Source organism: Enterobacter sp. UPMP701, from assembly GCF_053709515.1.
Genome location: NZ_JBSKJN010000010.1, coordinates 127,982 through 143,593 on the forward strand (window position 1 = coordinate 127,982; position 15,612 = coordinate 143,593).

Annotated in this window: 17 protein-coding genes; 8 read left to right on the forward strand and 9 right to left on the reverse strand. The window is 58.9% G+C overall.

Features of this window, described 5'->3' with window-relative positions; translation table 11 throughout:
* From ACWKXT_RS19145 to acpT, 5 genes are read left to right on the forward strand one after another with little or no spacing between them, the layout of a single operon-like run.
* Nucleotides 1-1,170 (forward strand): beta-ketoacyl-[acyl-carrier-protein] synthase family protein, encoded by a 1,170-nt coding sequence (locus tag ACWKXT_RS19145; RefSeq protein ID WP_454533125.1) that lies wholly within the window; start codon nucleotides 1-3, stop codon nucleotides 1,168-1,170.
* Nucleotides 1,167-1,640 carry an ApeP family dehydratase gene (locus ACWKXT_RS19150; protein ID WP_454529564.1) on the forward strand — a complete coding sequence of 158 codons (474 nt, stop codon included), beginning with the start codon at nucleotides 1,167-1,169 and terminating at the stop codon, nucleotides 1,638-1,640. The genes ACWKXT_RS19145 and ACWKXT_RS19150 overlap by 4 nt, the downstream gene beginning before the upstream one ends.
* On the forward strand, nucleotides 1,637-2,368 hold the full coding sequence (locus ACWKXT_RS19155) for a 3-ketoacyl-ACP reductase FabG2 (RefSeq protein WP_454533126.1): 732 nt from the start codon (nucleotides 1,637-1,639) through the stop codon (nucleotides 2,366-2,368). Before ACWKXT_RS19150 ends, ACWKXT_RS19155 begins: the two co-directional genes overlap by 4 nt.
* The gene (locus ACWKXT_RS19160) at nucleotides 2,365-3,594 is read left to right on the forward strand and encodes a beta-ketoacyl-ACP synthase (protein WP_454533127.1); all 1,230 of its coding nucleotides are present in this window, start codon (nucleotides 2,365-2,367) and stop codon (nucleotides 3,592-3,594) included. Before ACWKXT_RS19155 ends, ACWKXT_RS19160 begins: the two co-directional genes overlap by 4 nt.
* Before the next feature lie 2 nt (nucleotides 3,595-3,596).
* A complete protein-coding gene (gene acpT / locus ACWKXT_RS19165; RefSeq protein ID WP_454533128.1) occupies nucleotides 3,597-4,205 on the forward strand; it encodes a 4'-phosphopantetheinyl transferase AcpT in 609 nt (202 codons plus the stop codon).
* On the opposite strand, the gene arnF is transcribed toward acpT, so the two are convergent.
* The 8 genes from arnF to ACWKXT_RS19205 form a co-directional block, all read right to left on the reverse strand.
* Entirely contained in the window at nucleotides 4,162-4,542 is a 381-nt protein-coding gene (gene arnF / locus ACWKXT_RS19170; protein ID WP_454529568.1) for a 4-amino-4-deoxy-L-arabinose-phosphoundecaprenol flippase subunit ArnF, read from the reverse strand. The genes acpT and arnF overlap by 44 nt on opposite strands.
* A complete protein-coding gene (gene arnE / locus ACWKXT_RS19175; protein WP_454533135.1) occupies nucleotides 4,539-4,874 on the reverse strand; it encodes a 4-amino-4-deoxy-L-arabinose-phosphoundecaprenol flippase subunit ArnE in 336 nt (111 codons plus the stop codon). Before arnE ends, arnF begins: the two co-directional genes overlap by 4 nt.
* On the reverse strand, nucleotides 4,874-6,529 hold the full coding sequence (gene arnT, locus ACWKXT_RS19180) for a lipid IV(A) 4-amino-4-deoxy-L-arabinosyltransferase (RefSeq protein WP_454533129.1): 1,656 nt from the start codon (nucleotides 6,527-6,529) through the stop codon (nucleotides 4,874-4,876). The genes arnE and arnT overlap by 1 nt, the downstream gene beginning before the upstream one ends.
* Complete coding sequence (gene arnD, locus ACWKXT_RS19185) at nucleotides 6,526-7,428, reverse strand: 4-deoxy-4-formamido-L-arabinose-phosphoundecaprenol deformylase (protein ID WP_454533130.1); 903 nt, start codon at nucleotides 7,426-7,428, stop codon at nucleotides 6,526-6,528. The genes arnT and arnD overlap by 4 nt, the downstream gene beginning before the upstream one ends.
* Entirely contained in the window at nucleotides 7,425-9,407 is a 1,983-nt protein-coding gene (gene arnA, locus ACWKXT_RS19190) for a bifunctional UDP-4-amino-4-deoxy-L-arabinose formyltransferase/UDP-glucuronic acid oxidase ArnA (protein WP_454529571.1), read from the reverse strand. Before arnA ends, arnD begins: the two co-directional genes overlap by 4 nt.
* Nucleotides 9,404-10,387, reverse strand: a complete 984-nt coding sequence (gene arnC / locus ACWKXT_RS19195) for an undecaprenyl-phosphate 4-deoxy-4-formamido-L-arabinose transferase (protein WP_454529577.1) — start codon at nucleotides 10,385-10,387, stop codon at nucleotides 9,404-9,406. The genes arnA and arnC overlap by 4 nt, the downstream gene beginning before the upstream one ends.
* A gap of 1 nt (nucleotide 10,388) precedes the next feature.
* Nucleotides 10,389-11,528, reverse strand: a complete 1,140-nt coding sequence (arnB, locus tag ACWKXT_RS19200; RefSeq protein ID WP_454533131.1) for a UDP-4-amino-4-deoxy-L-arabinose aminotransferase — start codon at nucleotides 11,526-11,528, stop codon at nucleotides 10,389-10,391.
* A 323-nt stretch (nucleotides 11,529-11,851) separates the two neighbouring features.
* Complete coding sequence (locus ACWKXT_RS19205; RefSeq protein WP_080329088.1) at nucleotides 11,852-12,358, reverse strand: phenolic acid decarboxylase; 507 nt, start codon at nucleotides 12,356-12,358, stop codon at nucleotides 11,852-11,854.
* A 98-nt stretch (nucleotides 12,359-12,456) separates the two neighbouring features.
* Here ACWKXT_RS19205 and ACWKXT_RS19210 point away from each other — a divergent pair, with 98 nt between their 5' ends.
* Both ACWKXT_RS19210 and ACWKXT_RS19215 read left to right on the forward strand, forming a co-directional pair.
* A complete protein-coding gene (locus ACWKXT_RS19210; protein ID WP_454533132.1) occupies nucleotides 12,457-13,338 on the forward strand; it encodes a LysR family transcriptional regulator in 882 nt (293 codons plus the stop codon).
* A 32-nt stretch (nucleotides 13,339-13,370) separates the two neighbouring features.
* Entirely contained in the window at nucleotides 13,371-14,165 is a 795-nt protein-coding gene (locus ACWKXT_RS19215) for an SDR family NAD(P)-dependent oxidoreductase (RefSeq protein WP_454533136.1), read from the forward strand.
* 5 nt (nucleotides 14,166-14,170) lie between these two features.
* On the opposite strand, the gene ACWKXT_RS19220 is transcribed toward ACWKXT_RS19215, so the two are convergent.
* Nucleotides 14,171-14,698, reverse strand: coding sequence for an NlpC/P60 family protein (locus ACWKXT_RS19220; RefSeq protein ID WP_454533133.1), 528 nt, complete (start codon nucleotides 14,696-14,698; stop codon nucleotides 14,171-14,173).
* 239 nt (nucleotides 14,699-14,937) lie between these two features.
* Here ACWKXT_RS19220 and ACWKXT_RS19225 point away from each other — a divergent pair, with 239 nt between their 5' ends.
* Entirely contained in the window at nucleotides 14,938-15,600 is a 663-nt protein-coding gene (locus ACWKXT_RS19225) for an HAD family hydrolase (protein WP_454529575.1), read from the forward strand.
* Nucleotides 15,601-15,612: the final 12 nt, after the last annotated feature.

Here is a 15,612-nt window from a genome sequence, read left to right on the forward strand (position 1 = left end):
ATGATTTATATATCCGCTGTTGGCATGGTCAACGCGCTGGGCAACTCGCCTGATGAGATTGCCGCCAACCTGGTAGCGGGCGTGGCGCCGGGCATGCGCGCCCGGACCGGCTGGTTGCAGGGCTCACCCGAAGCGGTACTGGGCGGCGTGGAAGGCGAGCTGCCGACTATCCCGGACACCTTGTCCGCACACCGCACCCGCAACAACCAACTGCTGCTGGCCGCACTGGCGCAGCTCCAGCCCGCCGTTGACGAGGCTATCGCCCGCGTCGGTCGCGACCGCGTGGCCGTGGTGCTGGGAACCAGCACCTCCGGGCTGGACGAAGGCGATGAGCATGTGCGCCGCATGACCGACGGCGAGACCAGCACGCGCTGGCAGTATCCGCAGCAGGAGCTGGGCGATCCGTCCCGCTTTCTCGCCAACTGGCTGCAGCTTGAAGGCCCGGCCTATACGATCTCCACCGCCTGTTCCTCCAGCGCGCGGGCGATGATCGGCGGCAAACGTCTGATCGAAGCCGGACTGGTGGACATCGCCATTGTCGGCGGAGCAGACACCCTGAGCCGCATGCCCGTCAACGGCTTCAACAGCCTTGAGTCCTTCTCCCCTACGCTCTGCGAGCCGTTTGGCCGCGACCGCCGGGGGATCACCATCGGTGAAGCGGCGGCGCTGATGGTGCTGAGCCGCGAGCCCGCCGACGTGGCGCTGCTCGGGACGGGCGAATCCAGCGATGCGTACCATATTTCCGCACCGCATCCGCAGGGTGAAGGGGCGATGAGAGCCATCACGCAGGCGCTGAACGATGCGGGTATGCAGCCTCAGGACGTCGGCTATATTAACCTGCACGGTACGGCCACGCCGCTCAACGATCAGATTGAATCGAAAGTGGTACACGATCTCTTCGGGGAAAGCGTACCGTGCAGCTCAACCAAGCATCTTACCGGCCACACGCTGGGCGCTGCCGGCATCACCGAAGCGGCTTTGAGCTGGCTTATCCTGACGCGCGATCTGCCATTGCCGCCGCAGGATTTTGCCCGCTACGCCCCGGACGAGACGCTGGCACCGTGCGGCCTGCTGCACCAGCGCACCGTCCTGAAAAAACCGGTGATTTTGTCTAACTCGTTCGCGTTTGGCGGCAATAACGCCAGCATTCTGCTGGGGAGAGCGTCATGAGCTACTTATCACCCGAAGCCTATCTGCCGCACGATGCGCCGATGATGCTGCTGGGGTCCGTTGAGTGCGTCACGGACGACACGGCGGTCTGCCGCGTTGCGGTCAACAGGCAGAGCGTGCTGGCACCGTTTCTGAATGCCGATGGCGACCTGCCGGGCTGGTACGCGCTCGAGCTGATGGCGCAGACCGTTGGCGTCTGGTCAGGCTGGCATCGTCTGCAGCAGGGGCAGGAACATATCGCGCTGGGCATGGTGCTCGGCGCACGCGAGCTGGTCTGCGCCAGCGGGCGTTTCACCACAGGTTTAACGCTGGACATTACCGTCAGGCTGCTGATGCAGGACGAACGCTTCGGCAGTTTTGAATGCACGATTTGCGCAGGTGAAGAGACGCTGGCCACGGGCCGGGTCAATACCTTCCAGCCGAGTGCAGAAGAATTAACATCGCTTTTTAATCAGGGATCCCACGCATGAGTCGTTCCGTACTGGTCACAGGGGCCAGCAAAGGCATTGGTCGTGCCATCGCCCGCCAGCTTGCCGCTGACGGGTTCACCGTCGGCGTACATTACCATCGCGATGCCGCAGGCGCGCAGGAGACGCTGGACGCCATTACGCAGGCGGGCGGCTGCGGCCGTTTACTCTCCTTTGACGTAGGCAACCGCGAGCAGTGCCGTGAAGTGCTGGAGCAGGAAATCGAAACCCATGGCGCATGGTATGGCGTGGTCAGCAACGCCGGAATGACCCGCGATGGCGCTTTTCCGGCGCTGAGTGAAGACGACTGGGACAGCGTGATCCACACCAATCTCGACAGTTTTTATAACGTCATCCACCCCTGCATTATGCCGATGATTGGCACCCGTAAAGGCGGGCGCATTATTACCCTATCCTCCGTCTCCGGCGTGATGGGCAACCGCGGCCAGGTGAACTACAGCGCGGCCAAAGCGGGCATTATCGGCGCCACCAAAGCGCTGGCGATTGAGCTGGCAAAACGCAACATCACCGTGAACTGCATTGCGCCAGGGCTGATTGATACCGGCATGATTGAGATGGAAGAGGCCGCGCTCAAAGAAGCCATGTCCATCATCCCAATGAAACGTATGGGCCAGGCCGAAGAGGTCGCCGGGCTGGCAAGCTATTTGATGTCGGATATCGCGGGCTACGTTACCCGCCAGGTCATCTCGATTAACGGAGGAATGCTATGACGCGTCGCGTGGTGATTACGGGCATGGGCGGCGTGACTGCCTTTGGCGAGAGCTGGCAATCCGTTTCCAGCCGGCTGCTGGCGTATGAAAACGCGGTGCGGAAAATGCCGGAATGGCAGGTGTATGATGGCCTGCATACCCTGCTGGGCGCGCCGATCGATGATTTCACGCTGCCGGAACACTATACCCGCAAGCGTATCCGCGCCATGGGTCGCGTGTCGCTGATGTCGACCCGCGCCACCGAGCTGGCGCTGGAGCAGGCAGGGCTGATTGGCGAAGCGGTGCTCACCAACGGGCAAACCGGCATCGCCTACGGTTCTTCGACAGGCAGCACCGGCCCGGTCAGCGAATTCGCGACCATGCTCACCGAAAAGCACACCAATAACATCACCGGGACAACCTATGTCCAGATGATGCCGCACACCACCGCGGTGAATACCGGCCTGTTCTTTGGGTTGCGTGGCCGCGTGATCCCGACGTCGAGCGCCTGTACCTCCGGCAGCCAGGCGATTGGCTATGCCTGGGAGGCGATTCGCCACGGGTATCAGACCGTGATGGTCGCGGGGGGCGCAGAGGAGCTTTGTCCGTCCGAAGCGGCGGTGTTTGACACGCTGTTCGCCACCAGCCAGCGCAACGACGAACCCAAAGCCACCCCGTCGCCGTTTGATACGCAGCGCGATGGTCTGGTTATTGGGGAAGGCGCAGGCACCCTGATTCTGGAAGAGCTGGAGCACGCCAGAGCGCGCGGGGCCACCATCTACGGTGAGATCGTGGGCTTTGCCACCAACTGTGACGCGGCCCATATCACCCAGCCGCAGCGTGACACCATGCAGATTTGCATGGAGCAGTCGCTGGCGATGGCGGGATTAAGCGCCCGGGATATGGGGTATATTTCCGCACACGGTACCGCCACCGATCGCGGCGATATCGCCGAAAGCCAGGCCACTGCGGCCATTTACGGTGACAACGTGCCGGTTTCCTCGCTGAAGAGTTATTTTGGCCACACGCTGGGAGCCTGCGGCGCGCTGGAAGCGTGGATGAGCCTGCAGATGATGCGCGAAGGCTGGTTTGCTCCGACGCTCAATTTAACGCAGCCGGATGAGCAATGCGGTGCTTTGGATTATATTATGGGAGAAGCCCGTCAGATTGACTGCGAGTATCTGCAGAGCAATAACTTCGCGTTTGGCGGCATCAATACCTCGATTATCATTAAACGCTGGGCGTAACTATGTACCAGTTTGTACTGGGAAAAATTTCCACCCTTTGCGCGGACCCGCTGGCGTCAACGCTCGCAGATAAGGCACCTCAGGGTGCACGACAGGCCTCCTGGCTGGCTGGCCGGACGCTGCTCGCCAGAACGTTATCTCCCCACCCGCTCCCCGATATCATTTACGGCGAGCAGGGGAAACCGGCCTTTGCGAAGGGGGAGCCGCTGTGGTTCAACCTGAGCCATAGCGGAGACGATATCGCCCTGCTGATGAGCGATGAAGGCGAAGTGGGCTGCGATATCGAAGTGATTCGCCCCCGCCAGAACTGGCAGGCGCTGGCCAATGCTGTTTTCAGCCTGACGGAGCATGACGAGCTGGAGCGTGAAGCGCCGGAGGAGCGGCTTTCAGCGTTCTGGCGTATCTGGACGCGCAAAGAAGCGATTGTGAAACAGCGTGGCGGTAGCGCCTGGCAGATTGTCAGCATCGACAGCACGGCCCAGTCGCACGCGGTCAGTCAGCTACAGCTCGGTTCTCTGAGCCTTGCCGTATGTACTGCAACCCCTTACACCCTGACCACCGAGTCGATTATTCACGTCGGGGCAGGAAAATCACCAGTACACCCAGCATAATCAACGCGACGCCCAGCAGCCCATGCCAGGAGAAGCGTTCCCCCCAGCCGGGCACCAGGATTGCCGCGCCCCATACCAGGATATAGCTGAGGCTCAGCAGGGCATACGCTTTGCTGAGCGCCATGCGATGCAGCGCCAGATACCAGCAGCCCATGGAGGCCACGTATCCCGTCAACCCCAGCAGCAACGCGCCCGTGCCGGGCGAGATATGCCACAGCGCAGAGATAAACGTCAGAAGATCGCTGACCGGCGGCAGAGCCCGCATGGCATCGCGCAGCAAGAGCTGTGCGGCGCTGACGAACAGCACGCTGCATAACGCCCAGAACGCGCCTTTCACAGGCTTCCTCCCAGCACGATAATCCCCATGATGATGAACCCCACTCCCAGCCAGTGATGCACAGTAACGTGCTCGCGCCAGATGACCTTCGCCGCCAGCGTCACCCAGACAAAGTTGAGGCTCAGCATAGGATAAGCCACGCCGACGGGCAGACGCTGGAGTACCACCAGCCAGACCAGCATCCCGCCACCCAGCGCCAGCATGGCCAGACCAAGCCACAGCGTGATGTGCGCCCCACGCCGCCCGGCCTTCGCCGGACGGGTAGCCTGTTTCTGGCACAGCTGCCCCGCGCAGCTCAGCAGGCTTGCCAGTATGAGCCAGGTCCAGATCATCACTTCGGCAGATACTCCAGCAGGGCCAGACGCCCCTGGATATAAAGATTGTCCGGCTGCGGTAAATTCGCCTGTGCAATATCGTCACGTTTAGACAGCAGCATCACCAGCGACACGCTTCCCTGCTTACGATGCGTTGCCAGCCACTGCGCGAAATCATCTTCACTGACAAAACGATCTTTCGCATCGGGATAATCCAGCCCGTAGCGCAGCTCACCGCTCTGACCAAACAGCGTGATGTCATTACGCTTCAGCTCCCACGCCAGGCCTGCGGCCACGCCAACGTTATTCGCCAGCACAAAGCGGCTGCCCTGAAGCGGCTCGCGCACGGTATCGACCAGCGACTGCGGCTGTTTAGAATCCACCACCAGGTTCGGAATGGCAAAACCAATCAGCAACGCCAGGCCAGCGGGACACAGCGCAGCCAGCCACCAGCGCTGCTGGCTCTGCCGCAACGTAAACCAGCCTACCGCGCCCCAGATAAGAAACGCGACTACCGCACAGAAAACTTTATACAGTTCGACCGACGTCCAGACCGGATGCTTAGCCAGCCCCCACGGCGAGACCACCAGCGCCGCTACCACGCCGATAACGCCAAACGCCAGGTTAATCCCGCCGTTAATGCGTAACGCCCTGGCACCTTTTTCCGCCGCGAGGCAGGCATAGCGCGCCATCAGGATCGCCAGCGGGGCAAAGCACGGCAGGATATAGGTCGGCAGCTTGCCTTTGGCGATGCTGAAAAACAGCAGCGGCATCACCACCCATCCCAGCAGATAGAACCCGCCGCCGGCGTTTTGTCGGTCATTCCAGCCAAGACGCAGCGCGCCGGGTAGCAGCGCCAGCCACGGCAGGCTGCCCGCGAGCAGGAACGGCAGGTAGTACCAGAACGGTGCTTTATGCTGTGCGTCGCTCTGGGCAAAACGCTGAATATGCTCAACCCAGAAGAAGTAACGCCAGAAATCAGGCTCGCGATGCGCAATGGCCAGCGCCCAGGGCAGCACGATAAGCACGCAGCTCAGGATCGCAAGCCAGCCAAAAATCAGCACCTCTTTCCAGCGCTTTTGGGCGATGCCCCACGGCAGCACGCCAATCACCGGTACCGCCAGCGCCAGGAAGCCTTTGGTCATCACACCCATGCCGCAGGCCAGGCCCAGCAGCACATACCCCCCCGCTTTTCCGGCCACGGTTTGCGCCTGTGACGCCAGCCAGAAGCTGCACATCGCCGCCACCAGCCACAGGGTGATAATGGGGTCCAGCACCGCATAGGTGCCGATGCCATACACCAGGAACAGGGTCAGGAAGATAAGGCCGGAGAAAATGGCAGTACGCTTATCCCGCCAGAGACGCCAGGCCATCCAGATCACCAGCAGCGCCGCGAGCCCCGTGGAGAAGATCGACCCGGCGCGTACGGCAAAGTTCGAGTGCCCGAACAGCAGTTGCCCAATACTGTTGATCCAGTAGCCAGCAATCGGCTTTTCAAAGTAACGCAGCCCCAGAAAATGCGGGACGATCCAGTCACCCGACGCCAGCATTTCGCGGCTGATTTCCGCATAGCGCGTTTCATCAGGCTGCCACAGCAGGCGGATATCGACCGGAATGAGGTAGTAAACGATAAACAGTGCGAAAAGCGCTACGCCATAACGGGCTGTTTTCATGAGACCGGACTCACGGTTTGTTGATAGCCAAGCCAGCCTTCCCGGCCAGCCAGTTCATTACGGACAACTTTGCCCACGGGCAGGGTGTTGAGGTCGTCCGGCAGCAGCTCGCTCAACGGGCAGAACGCAATGCCCTCCTGAGCGGCCATCGTCAGCAGCGCATCGAAATCATGCTGGTACGCAATCCCTTCCACTTCGGCATGAATGGTATAGACCGGCGTACCGGCGTCACGATGGATGCGATCCAGAATGTAGCGATTGAATTCTTCCGCTTTCACCTCGCGGCCCACCACTTCATCCCAGGTGGGAAGCGTGACCGGGATCTGCACCGTACCGTAGCGATTTTCGCCTAACAGCGGCAAAAACGGCCCGGTTCCGCGACAGTCGCTGTTATAGCGAAACGCGAAATGCTCTTTGGCTTTCAACACCCGCTGATCCGCACGCCATCCCGCTACGGCGGAGCAGCGCACGGGCTGACCGATGATGGCCTCCAGCTCCAGCATTCCACGCTCGACCTCACGGGACAGGCGCGGGATATCCCAGACGCCCGCCCACGCCTGCCAGGCATGGTGATCCCAGGCATGCAGGCCGACTTCGTGATGCTGCGCCGCCTCGCGGATAACGGCTTCATTACCCGCGCCGATACGTCTGCCAGGCCAGGCGGTGCCGGCCAGCAAAATATCCCAGCCGTAGAGGGATGCCGCGCGCGAGCGCAGCATTTTGAACAGAAATGCCGGTTTAACCAGACGCCATAAATGGCGTCCCATGTTGTCAGGCCCGACGCTGAAGAACATGCTGGCACGCACGCCGTGCCTGCTCAGCAGTTCAAGCAGTTTGGGTACGCCGTCACGTGTTCCCCTGAAGGTGTCGACATCAATGCGTAAACCAACTTTTTTCATGAGGCCTGTTCCGACAGCTCCACGGTGCGCAGGAAGAAGTCGAGCGTTTCATCAATGGTCTGCTCCATCTTCACCGTCGGCGTCCAGTTCAGGCAGCGTTTCGCGTTGCGGATGCTTGGCTTACGATGCTCAACGTCCTGGTAGCCCTTACCATAGTAGCTGCTGCTCTCCACTTCGCGGAAACCGGCAAACGGCGGGAAGCGATCGCGCAGCGGGTGGCGCTCAAAGCTGGCCAGCAGCATCTCTGCCAGCTCGCGAATGCTCGCCTCGTTTTCCGGGTTACCGATGTTGATGATCTCACCGTTGCAGCGGTTATCTTTGTTCTCGATGATGCGGAACAGGGCTTCGATACCGTCGCTGATATCCGTAAAGCAGCGTTTCTGGCTCCCCCCTTCAATCAGCTTGATAGGCGAGCCCTCGACCAGGTTCAGGATCAGCTGGGTGATCGCGCGGGAGCTGCCGATACGCGCCGCGTTCAGGTTATCCAGACGCGGGCCCATCCAGTTAAACGGACGGAACAGGGTAAAACGCAGCCCCTCTTTCTCACCGTAGGCCCAGATTACGCGGTCCAGCAGCTGTTTGGAGACGGAGTAAATCCAGCGCTGTTTGTTGATCGGCCCCACCACGAGGCAGGAGGTGTCTTCATCGAAGTTTTTGTCGGTACACATGCCGTACACTTCAGAGGTGGACGGGAAGATGATGCGTTTGTCGTATTTCACGCAGTCGCGGATGATCTTCAGGTTCTCTTCGAAATCCAGCTCGAACACGCGCAGCGGGTTACGGGTGTACTCGATTGGCGTGGCAATGGCGACCAGCGGCAGCACCACGTCGCATTTTTTAATGTGATATTCGATCCACTCGGAGTGGATGCTGATGTCCCCTTCCACGAAGTGGAAGCGCGGGTTGTTGAGGAAACGGCTGATGGCGTCAGAGCCGATATCCAGACCGTAAATCTCGTAGTTATCGTCTTTGAGCAGACGTTCGGTCAGGTGGTTCCCGATAAAGCCGTTCACGCCGAGGATTAACACGCGGGTACGGCGTTTAATGGCAACTACCGGCGCGCTGGTGATCAGCGCCCCGGCCACCAGACCCAGAGACTGCGCCAGCTGCGTGCCCTGAACGTACAGGCCGTTGTCGGTCTGCCCGGTGACGATCTCCAGCGCCTGCTCGCCGCAGCTCACAATCAGCGGGGAGACGGAGACAACGGTGCCCGGTTTGGCGGCAGGGATGTCGTCACGCACGCGGGATTTCCAGACGATAAATTTGCTTACGCCCGCAAAGCTGTACGCGCCCGGCCACGGGTCGGTCACGGCGCGCACCAGGTTATGCAGCTGGCGGGCGGGTTTGTTCCAGTCCAGGCGACCATCTTCCGGTGTGCGGCGGCCAAAGCAGCTTGCTTTGCTTTCGTCCTGCGCGGTCTCGCTGAAGGTGCCGTTGAGGATCGCTGGCAGCGCGTCACGCAGCAGGCTTTGCGCCGCGGCGCAGAGTTTCTGATGCAGCTCAAGCGCCGTTTCATCCGCGTCGATTGCCACGCGCTGCTGGGCGACGATGGCTCCGGCATCCGCGCGGTGCACCATACGGTGTAGCGTCACGCCCGTTTCCGTTTCGCCGTTGACCAGCACCCAGTTCAGCGGCGCGCGGCCACGGTAGGCGGGCAGCAGAGAGCCGTGAAGGTTAAACGCCCCTTTGGCGGCCAGGCCTAAGATTTCGTCGCAGATCAGGTTGCGATAGTAGAACGAGAAGATGACGTCAGGCGCGAGCGCGCGAATGCGATCCACCCACAGCGGGTGGTTAACGTCGTCCGGGGCATACACCGGAATCCCGCGTTCAGCGGCGATACGCGCCACGGAGCCGAAGAAGTGATTCTCTCCGGCCGCGTCCGGATGGGTAAAGATTGCAGCAATGTCATAGCCCGCTTCCAGCAGGGCCAGCGTGCCCGCGCACCCCATATCGTGATAGGCAAATACAACGGCTTTCATGGGTGGGTTTCCTCTTGAGATGCTTTGTGTTCCTGACGGACAACACGTTGAATAAAGTAGCGCGGACGTGCGCGAACATCGTTATAGATACGGCCAATGTATTCACCGAGCAGGCCCATTCCGACGAACTGGGCGCCGATGAACATAAACAGCACGGCAAAGAGCATGAAGACCCCTTCCGCCGCCCACTGCGGGCCAAAGACCAGCCGCAGCACCACCAGCAGAACGGACAGCGTAAAACCGGCCAGGGCGATGACGCTGCCGAACACGCTCAGCAGACGCAGCGGCGTGGTGGTCAGACAGGTGATGAGGTCGTACATCAGGTTGATGAGACGCATAAAGCTGTACTTCGACTCCCCGTGCTCGCGCTCGGCGTGCAGGACCGGAATTTCCGTTGCCTTGCGGGCAAAGGTATTGGCGAGGATCGGAATAAAGGTACTGCGCTCATGGCAGTGCAGCATGGCGTCGACGATATGGCGGCGGTAAGCGCGGAGCATGCAGCCGTAATCGCCCATCGCTTTGCCGGTAGTGCGCTGGATCAGGCGGTTGATGGTGCGCGAGGCCAGCTTGCGGAACAGGCTGTCCTGACGGTTCTGGCGCACCGTGCCGACCACGTCATAGCCTTCATCGGCTTTCGCTACCAGGCGCGGAATCTCTTCCGGCGGGTTTTGCAGGTCCGCGTCCAGGGTGATGACCAGATCGCCCGTAACGTGGCTGAACCCGGCCATAATGGCGGAGTGCTGACCGTAATTGCGGTTTAGCAAAACCGCGACGATATGGCTCCCCTCTGCCTGAGCGGCTTCGGTCAGCATCATTGCGGAATCATCACTGCTGCCGTCATCCACCAGCAGAATTTCCCAGGCTTTGCCCAGCGTGTCGCAGGCGGCCGTGGTGCGGCGGATCAGTTCGGGCAGGCTCTCCTGCTCGTTATAAACCGGGATCACCACTGAAACTTTTTGTACGGGCGGTGCACTGAACATATCAATGTCCTGCAAGCTGATGGAGTGCGGTAATGACGCGGGTTGTGTCGTCATGAGTCATATCCGGGAAAAGAGGGAGAGAACAAATACGCGCGCTGTTCCATTCCGAATTCGGAAGCGATACATCTGGAAAGCGCTCGCGATAGTATTTTTGGGTGTGTGCCGCGCGGAAATGGAGGCCGGTACCGATGCCTTGCTCCTTCAGCGCCGCCATCAGGCCGTCGCGTGAGATCCCACAGCGCGCTTCATCAACGCGAATAATAAACAGGTGCCAGGCGTGAACGTGCGGCCATGACGGAATGGTGAGCGGCTGGAACGGCGTATCGGCAAGCTCGCGCAGGTAGCGTTGCGCGATTTCCTCGCGGCGTTTATTGGCCTCTTTCAGCTTGCCCAGCTGCACCAGCGCCAGCGCGGCGTTGATATCCGCGAGGTTGTATTTATACCCCGGTGCGATCACTTCCGCCTGCGGCGCGCGGCCGTGCGTCTGGCGGTCATAGGCATCCACGCCCAGGCCATGGAATTTCAAACTGCGGATCCGCGCGGCAAGCTGAGCGTTATCCGTGACGACTAAACCGCCTTCCGCGCAGGTCATGTTTTTGATGGCGTGGAAGGAAAAAATCGCCGTGCCTTTCCAGCCCACGTGACGATTCTTGTAGTACGTTCCGGCGGCATGGGCCGCGTCTTCAATCACCGGAATACCGTGACGCTCACCGACGGCGTGAATGGCGTCGATATCACACGGCGCACCGGCGTAATGCACCGGAATAATCGCTTTGGTGCGCGGGGTAATGGCGGCGTCAACCGCTTCCGGCGTCACCATTAATGTATCTTTGTCCACATCAATCATGACCGGCGTGGCACCCAGCAACACGATCATATTCAGCGTGGAGACCCAGGTCTGGGAGGGGGTAATGACCTCATCGCCCGGGCCAATATCCAGTGCCATCAGCGTGACGTGCATGCCCGCCGTCGCCGAACAGACGGCAATCGCGTGCTGGTTCCCCGTCAGCTGACAGAATGCCGCTTCAAGTTCCTGATTTTTAGGTCCGGTGGTGATCCAGCCGGAGGTTAATACCTCCTGCAACGCCGCTAATTCCTCATTACCCATCGACGGGCGGGAAAAAGGCAAAAAATCACTCATCATTAATTTCCTTGCAATAAGAATGGCACGCGCTTGATATTAACCAATTACCTTTTCGTTTATTTCAACGAACCATAAACTCATATCAAGGTAGCGCTCATTTCTTAGGGAAAAATTAAGATGGGAATTCTAAATGTTGCGGAATGAATATTATTCCATTAACAAACAATCACTTAGTTAATTATGAATTATTTATTTCGTGATCTACCTCAATCTTTTCTAAATGTTATTTTAAACCAGACGTCAACAAACAAAAAAAATCCCGATTATTTCCATCGAAATAGAAATAACCGGGAACTTTTCCGTTTAGTTAATTGTCGCGCTTATTTTAAGTTATCTGGAAAGTTTTCAGGTAACTCGCTCGCCGGGCACGCAATAATGCTGTCATCGTCAGGGCCACAGTCGCGTACAAAGGTGATTGTCGCGAATTCATCAATCACTTCCGTTGGATAGGCCGGGCCGGCATCACGATAGCTATTCATCAGCGGAATGTGATCGTTCTGGAAGCAGACGGTTTTTTCCGGGTTATTCATGACCCAACGCGGGAAGAAGATAGTGCCATGGAACAGCCTGTCACCCAGGTTCGCAATCAGGCTGACGTCGGTGCCGGTTGGCTCAGTCCATGAAATTTTATAAATGCTCTCGCCCACCCGGACAATGTAAACCTGCTGATCTTTAACCCAGCGATTCGCCACCAGCCCGCTGTGAATACGGTAGTCGATGGTGTTTTCGTTTTTAACGTAAAACTCGTAATTCCAGCCGTTATCATAGGTATACACCAGATGTTTGCCCACGAAGCCGCTTAAGTCATGTTTGTCGAATGTGTTCATATGATGTCTCCTTGTTTTGATGAGACGATCTTAAGCCTTCAAAAAATGAATGAATAACGCTATGTTTTAATCAAATTCATCCAATTTTTAGATAAGTCATGCACAAGACGACGCTGGAACAATGGTCCTTACTGGAAAAAGTGGTGGAAGCGGGCAGCTTCGCCAAAGCCGCAGAAGAAACCCACCGTAGCCAGTCCTCGGTGAGCTATAACCTGTCGCTGCTGCAGGAAAGGCTGGGTGTAGCGCTGCTGGTCCCTGAAGGGCGTCGGGCCGTATTGACCCCCGCCGGGGAACTGCTTCTCAACCAGGTTAAGCCGCTGCTGAAAGCGTTCGCGTACGTCGAGACGCGCGCAGCGACCCTCCGTAACGGGATGCGCACGCGGCTGGACCTGGTCGTGGACTCGATTTTCCCGCGCCGCCGCCTGATCGCCATTCTGCGCCAGTTTCAGCAGCAGTATCCGCAAACTCAGGTCCGTCTCACGGAGGTGCTGGAAAACACCCGCGCCGATGTCATGAATAACGAAGCCGATGTGATGGTCTTAACCCGCCGCCATGACATTACCGGGCTCGGCGAATGGCTGATGAATATCGACTTTGTCGCCGTGGCGCATCACCAGCATCCCCTCTTTAGCCTCGACGCGCCGCTAAGCGATGAGATGCTGCGTCCGTGGCCGCTTATCCAGATTGCGGACAGCCAGAACGCCGCGCGGGCCGCCAGCCAGTCGTGGACGTTCTCAACCATTGATGCCGCCATAGAGGCCGTTGTCTCGCAGGTCGGCTACGGCTGGCTGCCAGAGGAACGCATTCAGCCCCAGCTGGAGCAAGGCGTACTGAGAATGCTTCCGCTGAGCCACGGCGTCCGCCGCGCCACGCCGCTGCATCTGATTGTGAAGCGCACCCTCGCCCCGCTGGATGAGCAGGTAGAGACCCTGCTGCGCCTTTTTAGCCAGGAGCCGTCATCATCACCTGCTACGCTTTAAGGTCCGAACGTTAAAACGATAAGGAGCAGATGATGAAAATCGACTTTGCGGGGAAAGTGGCGCTGGTCACCGCCTCTACCGGCGGCATCGGGTTCGCCATTGCCAGAGGCCTGGCAGAAAGCGGCGCGGAAGTGATTGTTAATGGCCGCAGTACCGACTCGGTGAATAAGGGTATTCAGCAGCTGCAGCAGGTGGTGCCTGGCGTGCAGGTGCGTGCCGCCATTGCCGATCTCAGCACCGCGGAAGGGGTTGAGTTGCTGCTGAAGGTCGCGAGCGACGTCGATATTCTGGTGAACAACGCCGGGATTTACGGCCCGCAGGATTTCTACGGCACCGACGATGACACCTGGGAGCGCTACTGGCAGACCAACGTGATGTCCGGCGTGCGTCTCTCCCGCGCCCTGCTGCCTGGGATGGTAAAGAAAGGCTGGGGCCGTGTGGTGTTTATCTCCTCCGAGTCAGCCTGCAATATCCCGGCGGATATGATCCACTACGGGGTGACCAAAACGGCACAGCTCTCGCTGGCGCGCGGGCTGGCAAAGTTCGTGGCGGGAAGCGGCGTGACGGTCAACAGCGTGCTGCCGGGCCCGACGATGTCGGACGGTTTCGCTGAAATGATGAAAGATGAGATCGAGAAAACCGGTAAATCGCTGGAGCAGCTGGCGAAAGAATTTGTCATGGCCAACCGCCCCAGCTCGGTGATCCAGCGCGCCGCCACCGTTGAAGAAGTCGCGAATATGGTGATTTATGTCTGTTCAGCGCAGGCCTCCGCCACCTCGGGCGCGGCACTGCGCGTCGATGGCGGCGTGGTGGATGACATTATTTAACGTCGTCAGGCGACGCTGCCCGCGACACGACGGGCGGTAATGTAGCGTGCCTGCCAGTAGTCATCGGTCAGGGTTGAGACCGTTACGCCCTGGCTGCTTGAGGCATGAATAAACTGGCTGTTGCCGATATACACGCCAACGTGCCTGCGGTTCGGGCCCGTCTGGAAGAAGACCAAATCCCCCGCCTTCAGGCGGTATTGCGCCACCCGAACGCCGCGATGGATCTGCTCGCTCGTCGTGCGCGGCAGATAAAGGTGTGCGGCATCGCTGAACAGATGCTGCATCAGCGCGGAGCAATCTACCCCGTGGTGCGTGGTGCCGCCCCACTGGTACTGGGTGCCCTTCCACTTCTGGTATTGATCGAGAATGCGCGAGCGCAGCGGGCCTGTTTCCTGGTGAAAAAGCGCCGATTTCACCGGCGATTCCGCAAATGTGCTATCGGCGGAGATCATCGATGCGGGCAGCTGAAAACTCAGCGCAGAAAACGAAGCAAAACTTAACGTGAGAATTGAAATAAGCGATCTGAACGTCATATCTATACTGGAACTAAGCGTGAATTTTTCCTTACCGGTGGGGGCTAATGTTCCCCCGAAATATCTTGCGATATGGCGATAATATAGACAGCTCATTTTTTCACCAACCTTTATCGGGACCAAAAATGGACTCACTTTCAGATCGCAAGATCGAGAAAAAAATGGCGGTGATGTAAGGACTGTTCAGGTAAAGCAGGTACACTGATCCGCAGAATGTGTATTTCAGCTAAGACGTATTTATGACCAATATGATTGCCGACGAGACGGTGGCAAAATCCAACGTGCTCTCTGTCTTTGACTTTGACGGGACATTAACGCACCACGATAGCTTTATCCCTTTTCTGCGTTTTGCCTTTGGGAAACGCTACTTCGCGGGCCGCCTGGTGCGCATGGCGCTGCCAACGCTCCACTGCGTGCGCCGCAAGCTGACGCGTGATGAGCTGAAAGAAGTGCTGATCAAAACGTTCCTGACGGGCGTGGACGAACACTGGCTGCGCCAGCAGGCGGAAGCCTTTTGCGAAAAATACTGGAACAAGCTGATGCGCCCTGAAGGGGTGCTGGCGGTGGCGGCTGAGGTGAATGCCGGTGCGGAAGTGACCATCTGTTCCGCGTCCCCAGCGCTGGTGCTCCAGCCATGGGCGGACAAGCTCGGTATTAAGCTGATTGGCACGCAGCTGGAAGTGAAAGACGGCAAGCTGACGGGGCGCATCACGGGCAACAACTGTCGCTGTGCGCAAAAGGTGGCAAGGCTGGAAAAAGTGTATGGCGATCTGAACGCCTATCACCTGCGCGCCTGGGGCGATACCCGTGGCGACCACGAGCTGCTGGCGGCGGCGCAGGATCCGCACTGGCGGCATTTCCACCACCCGCGCAAGCGCCGGAATTCACCGATTAAGGGTTAGGTGCGGTCTGGT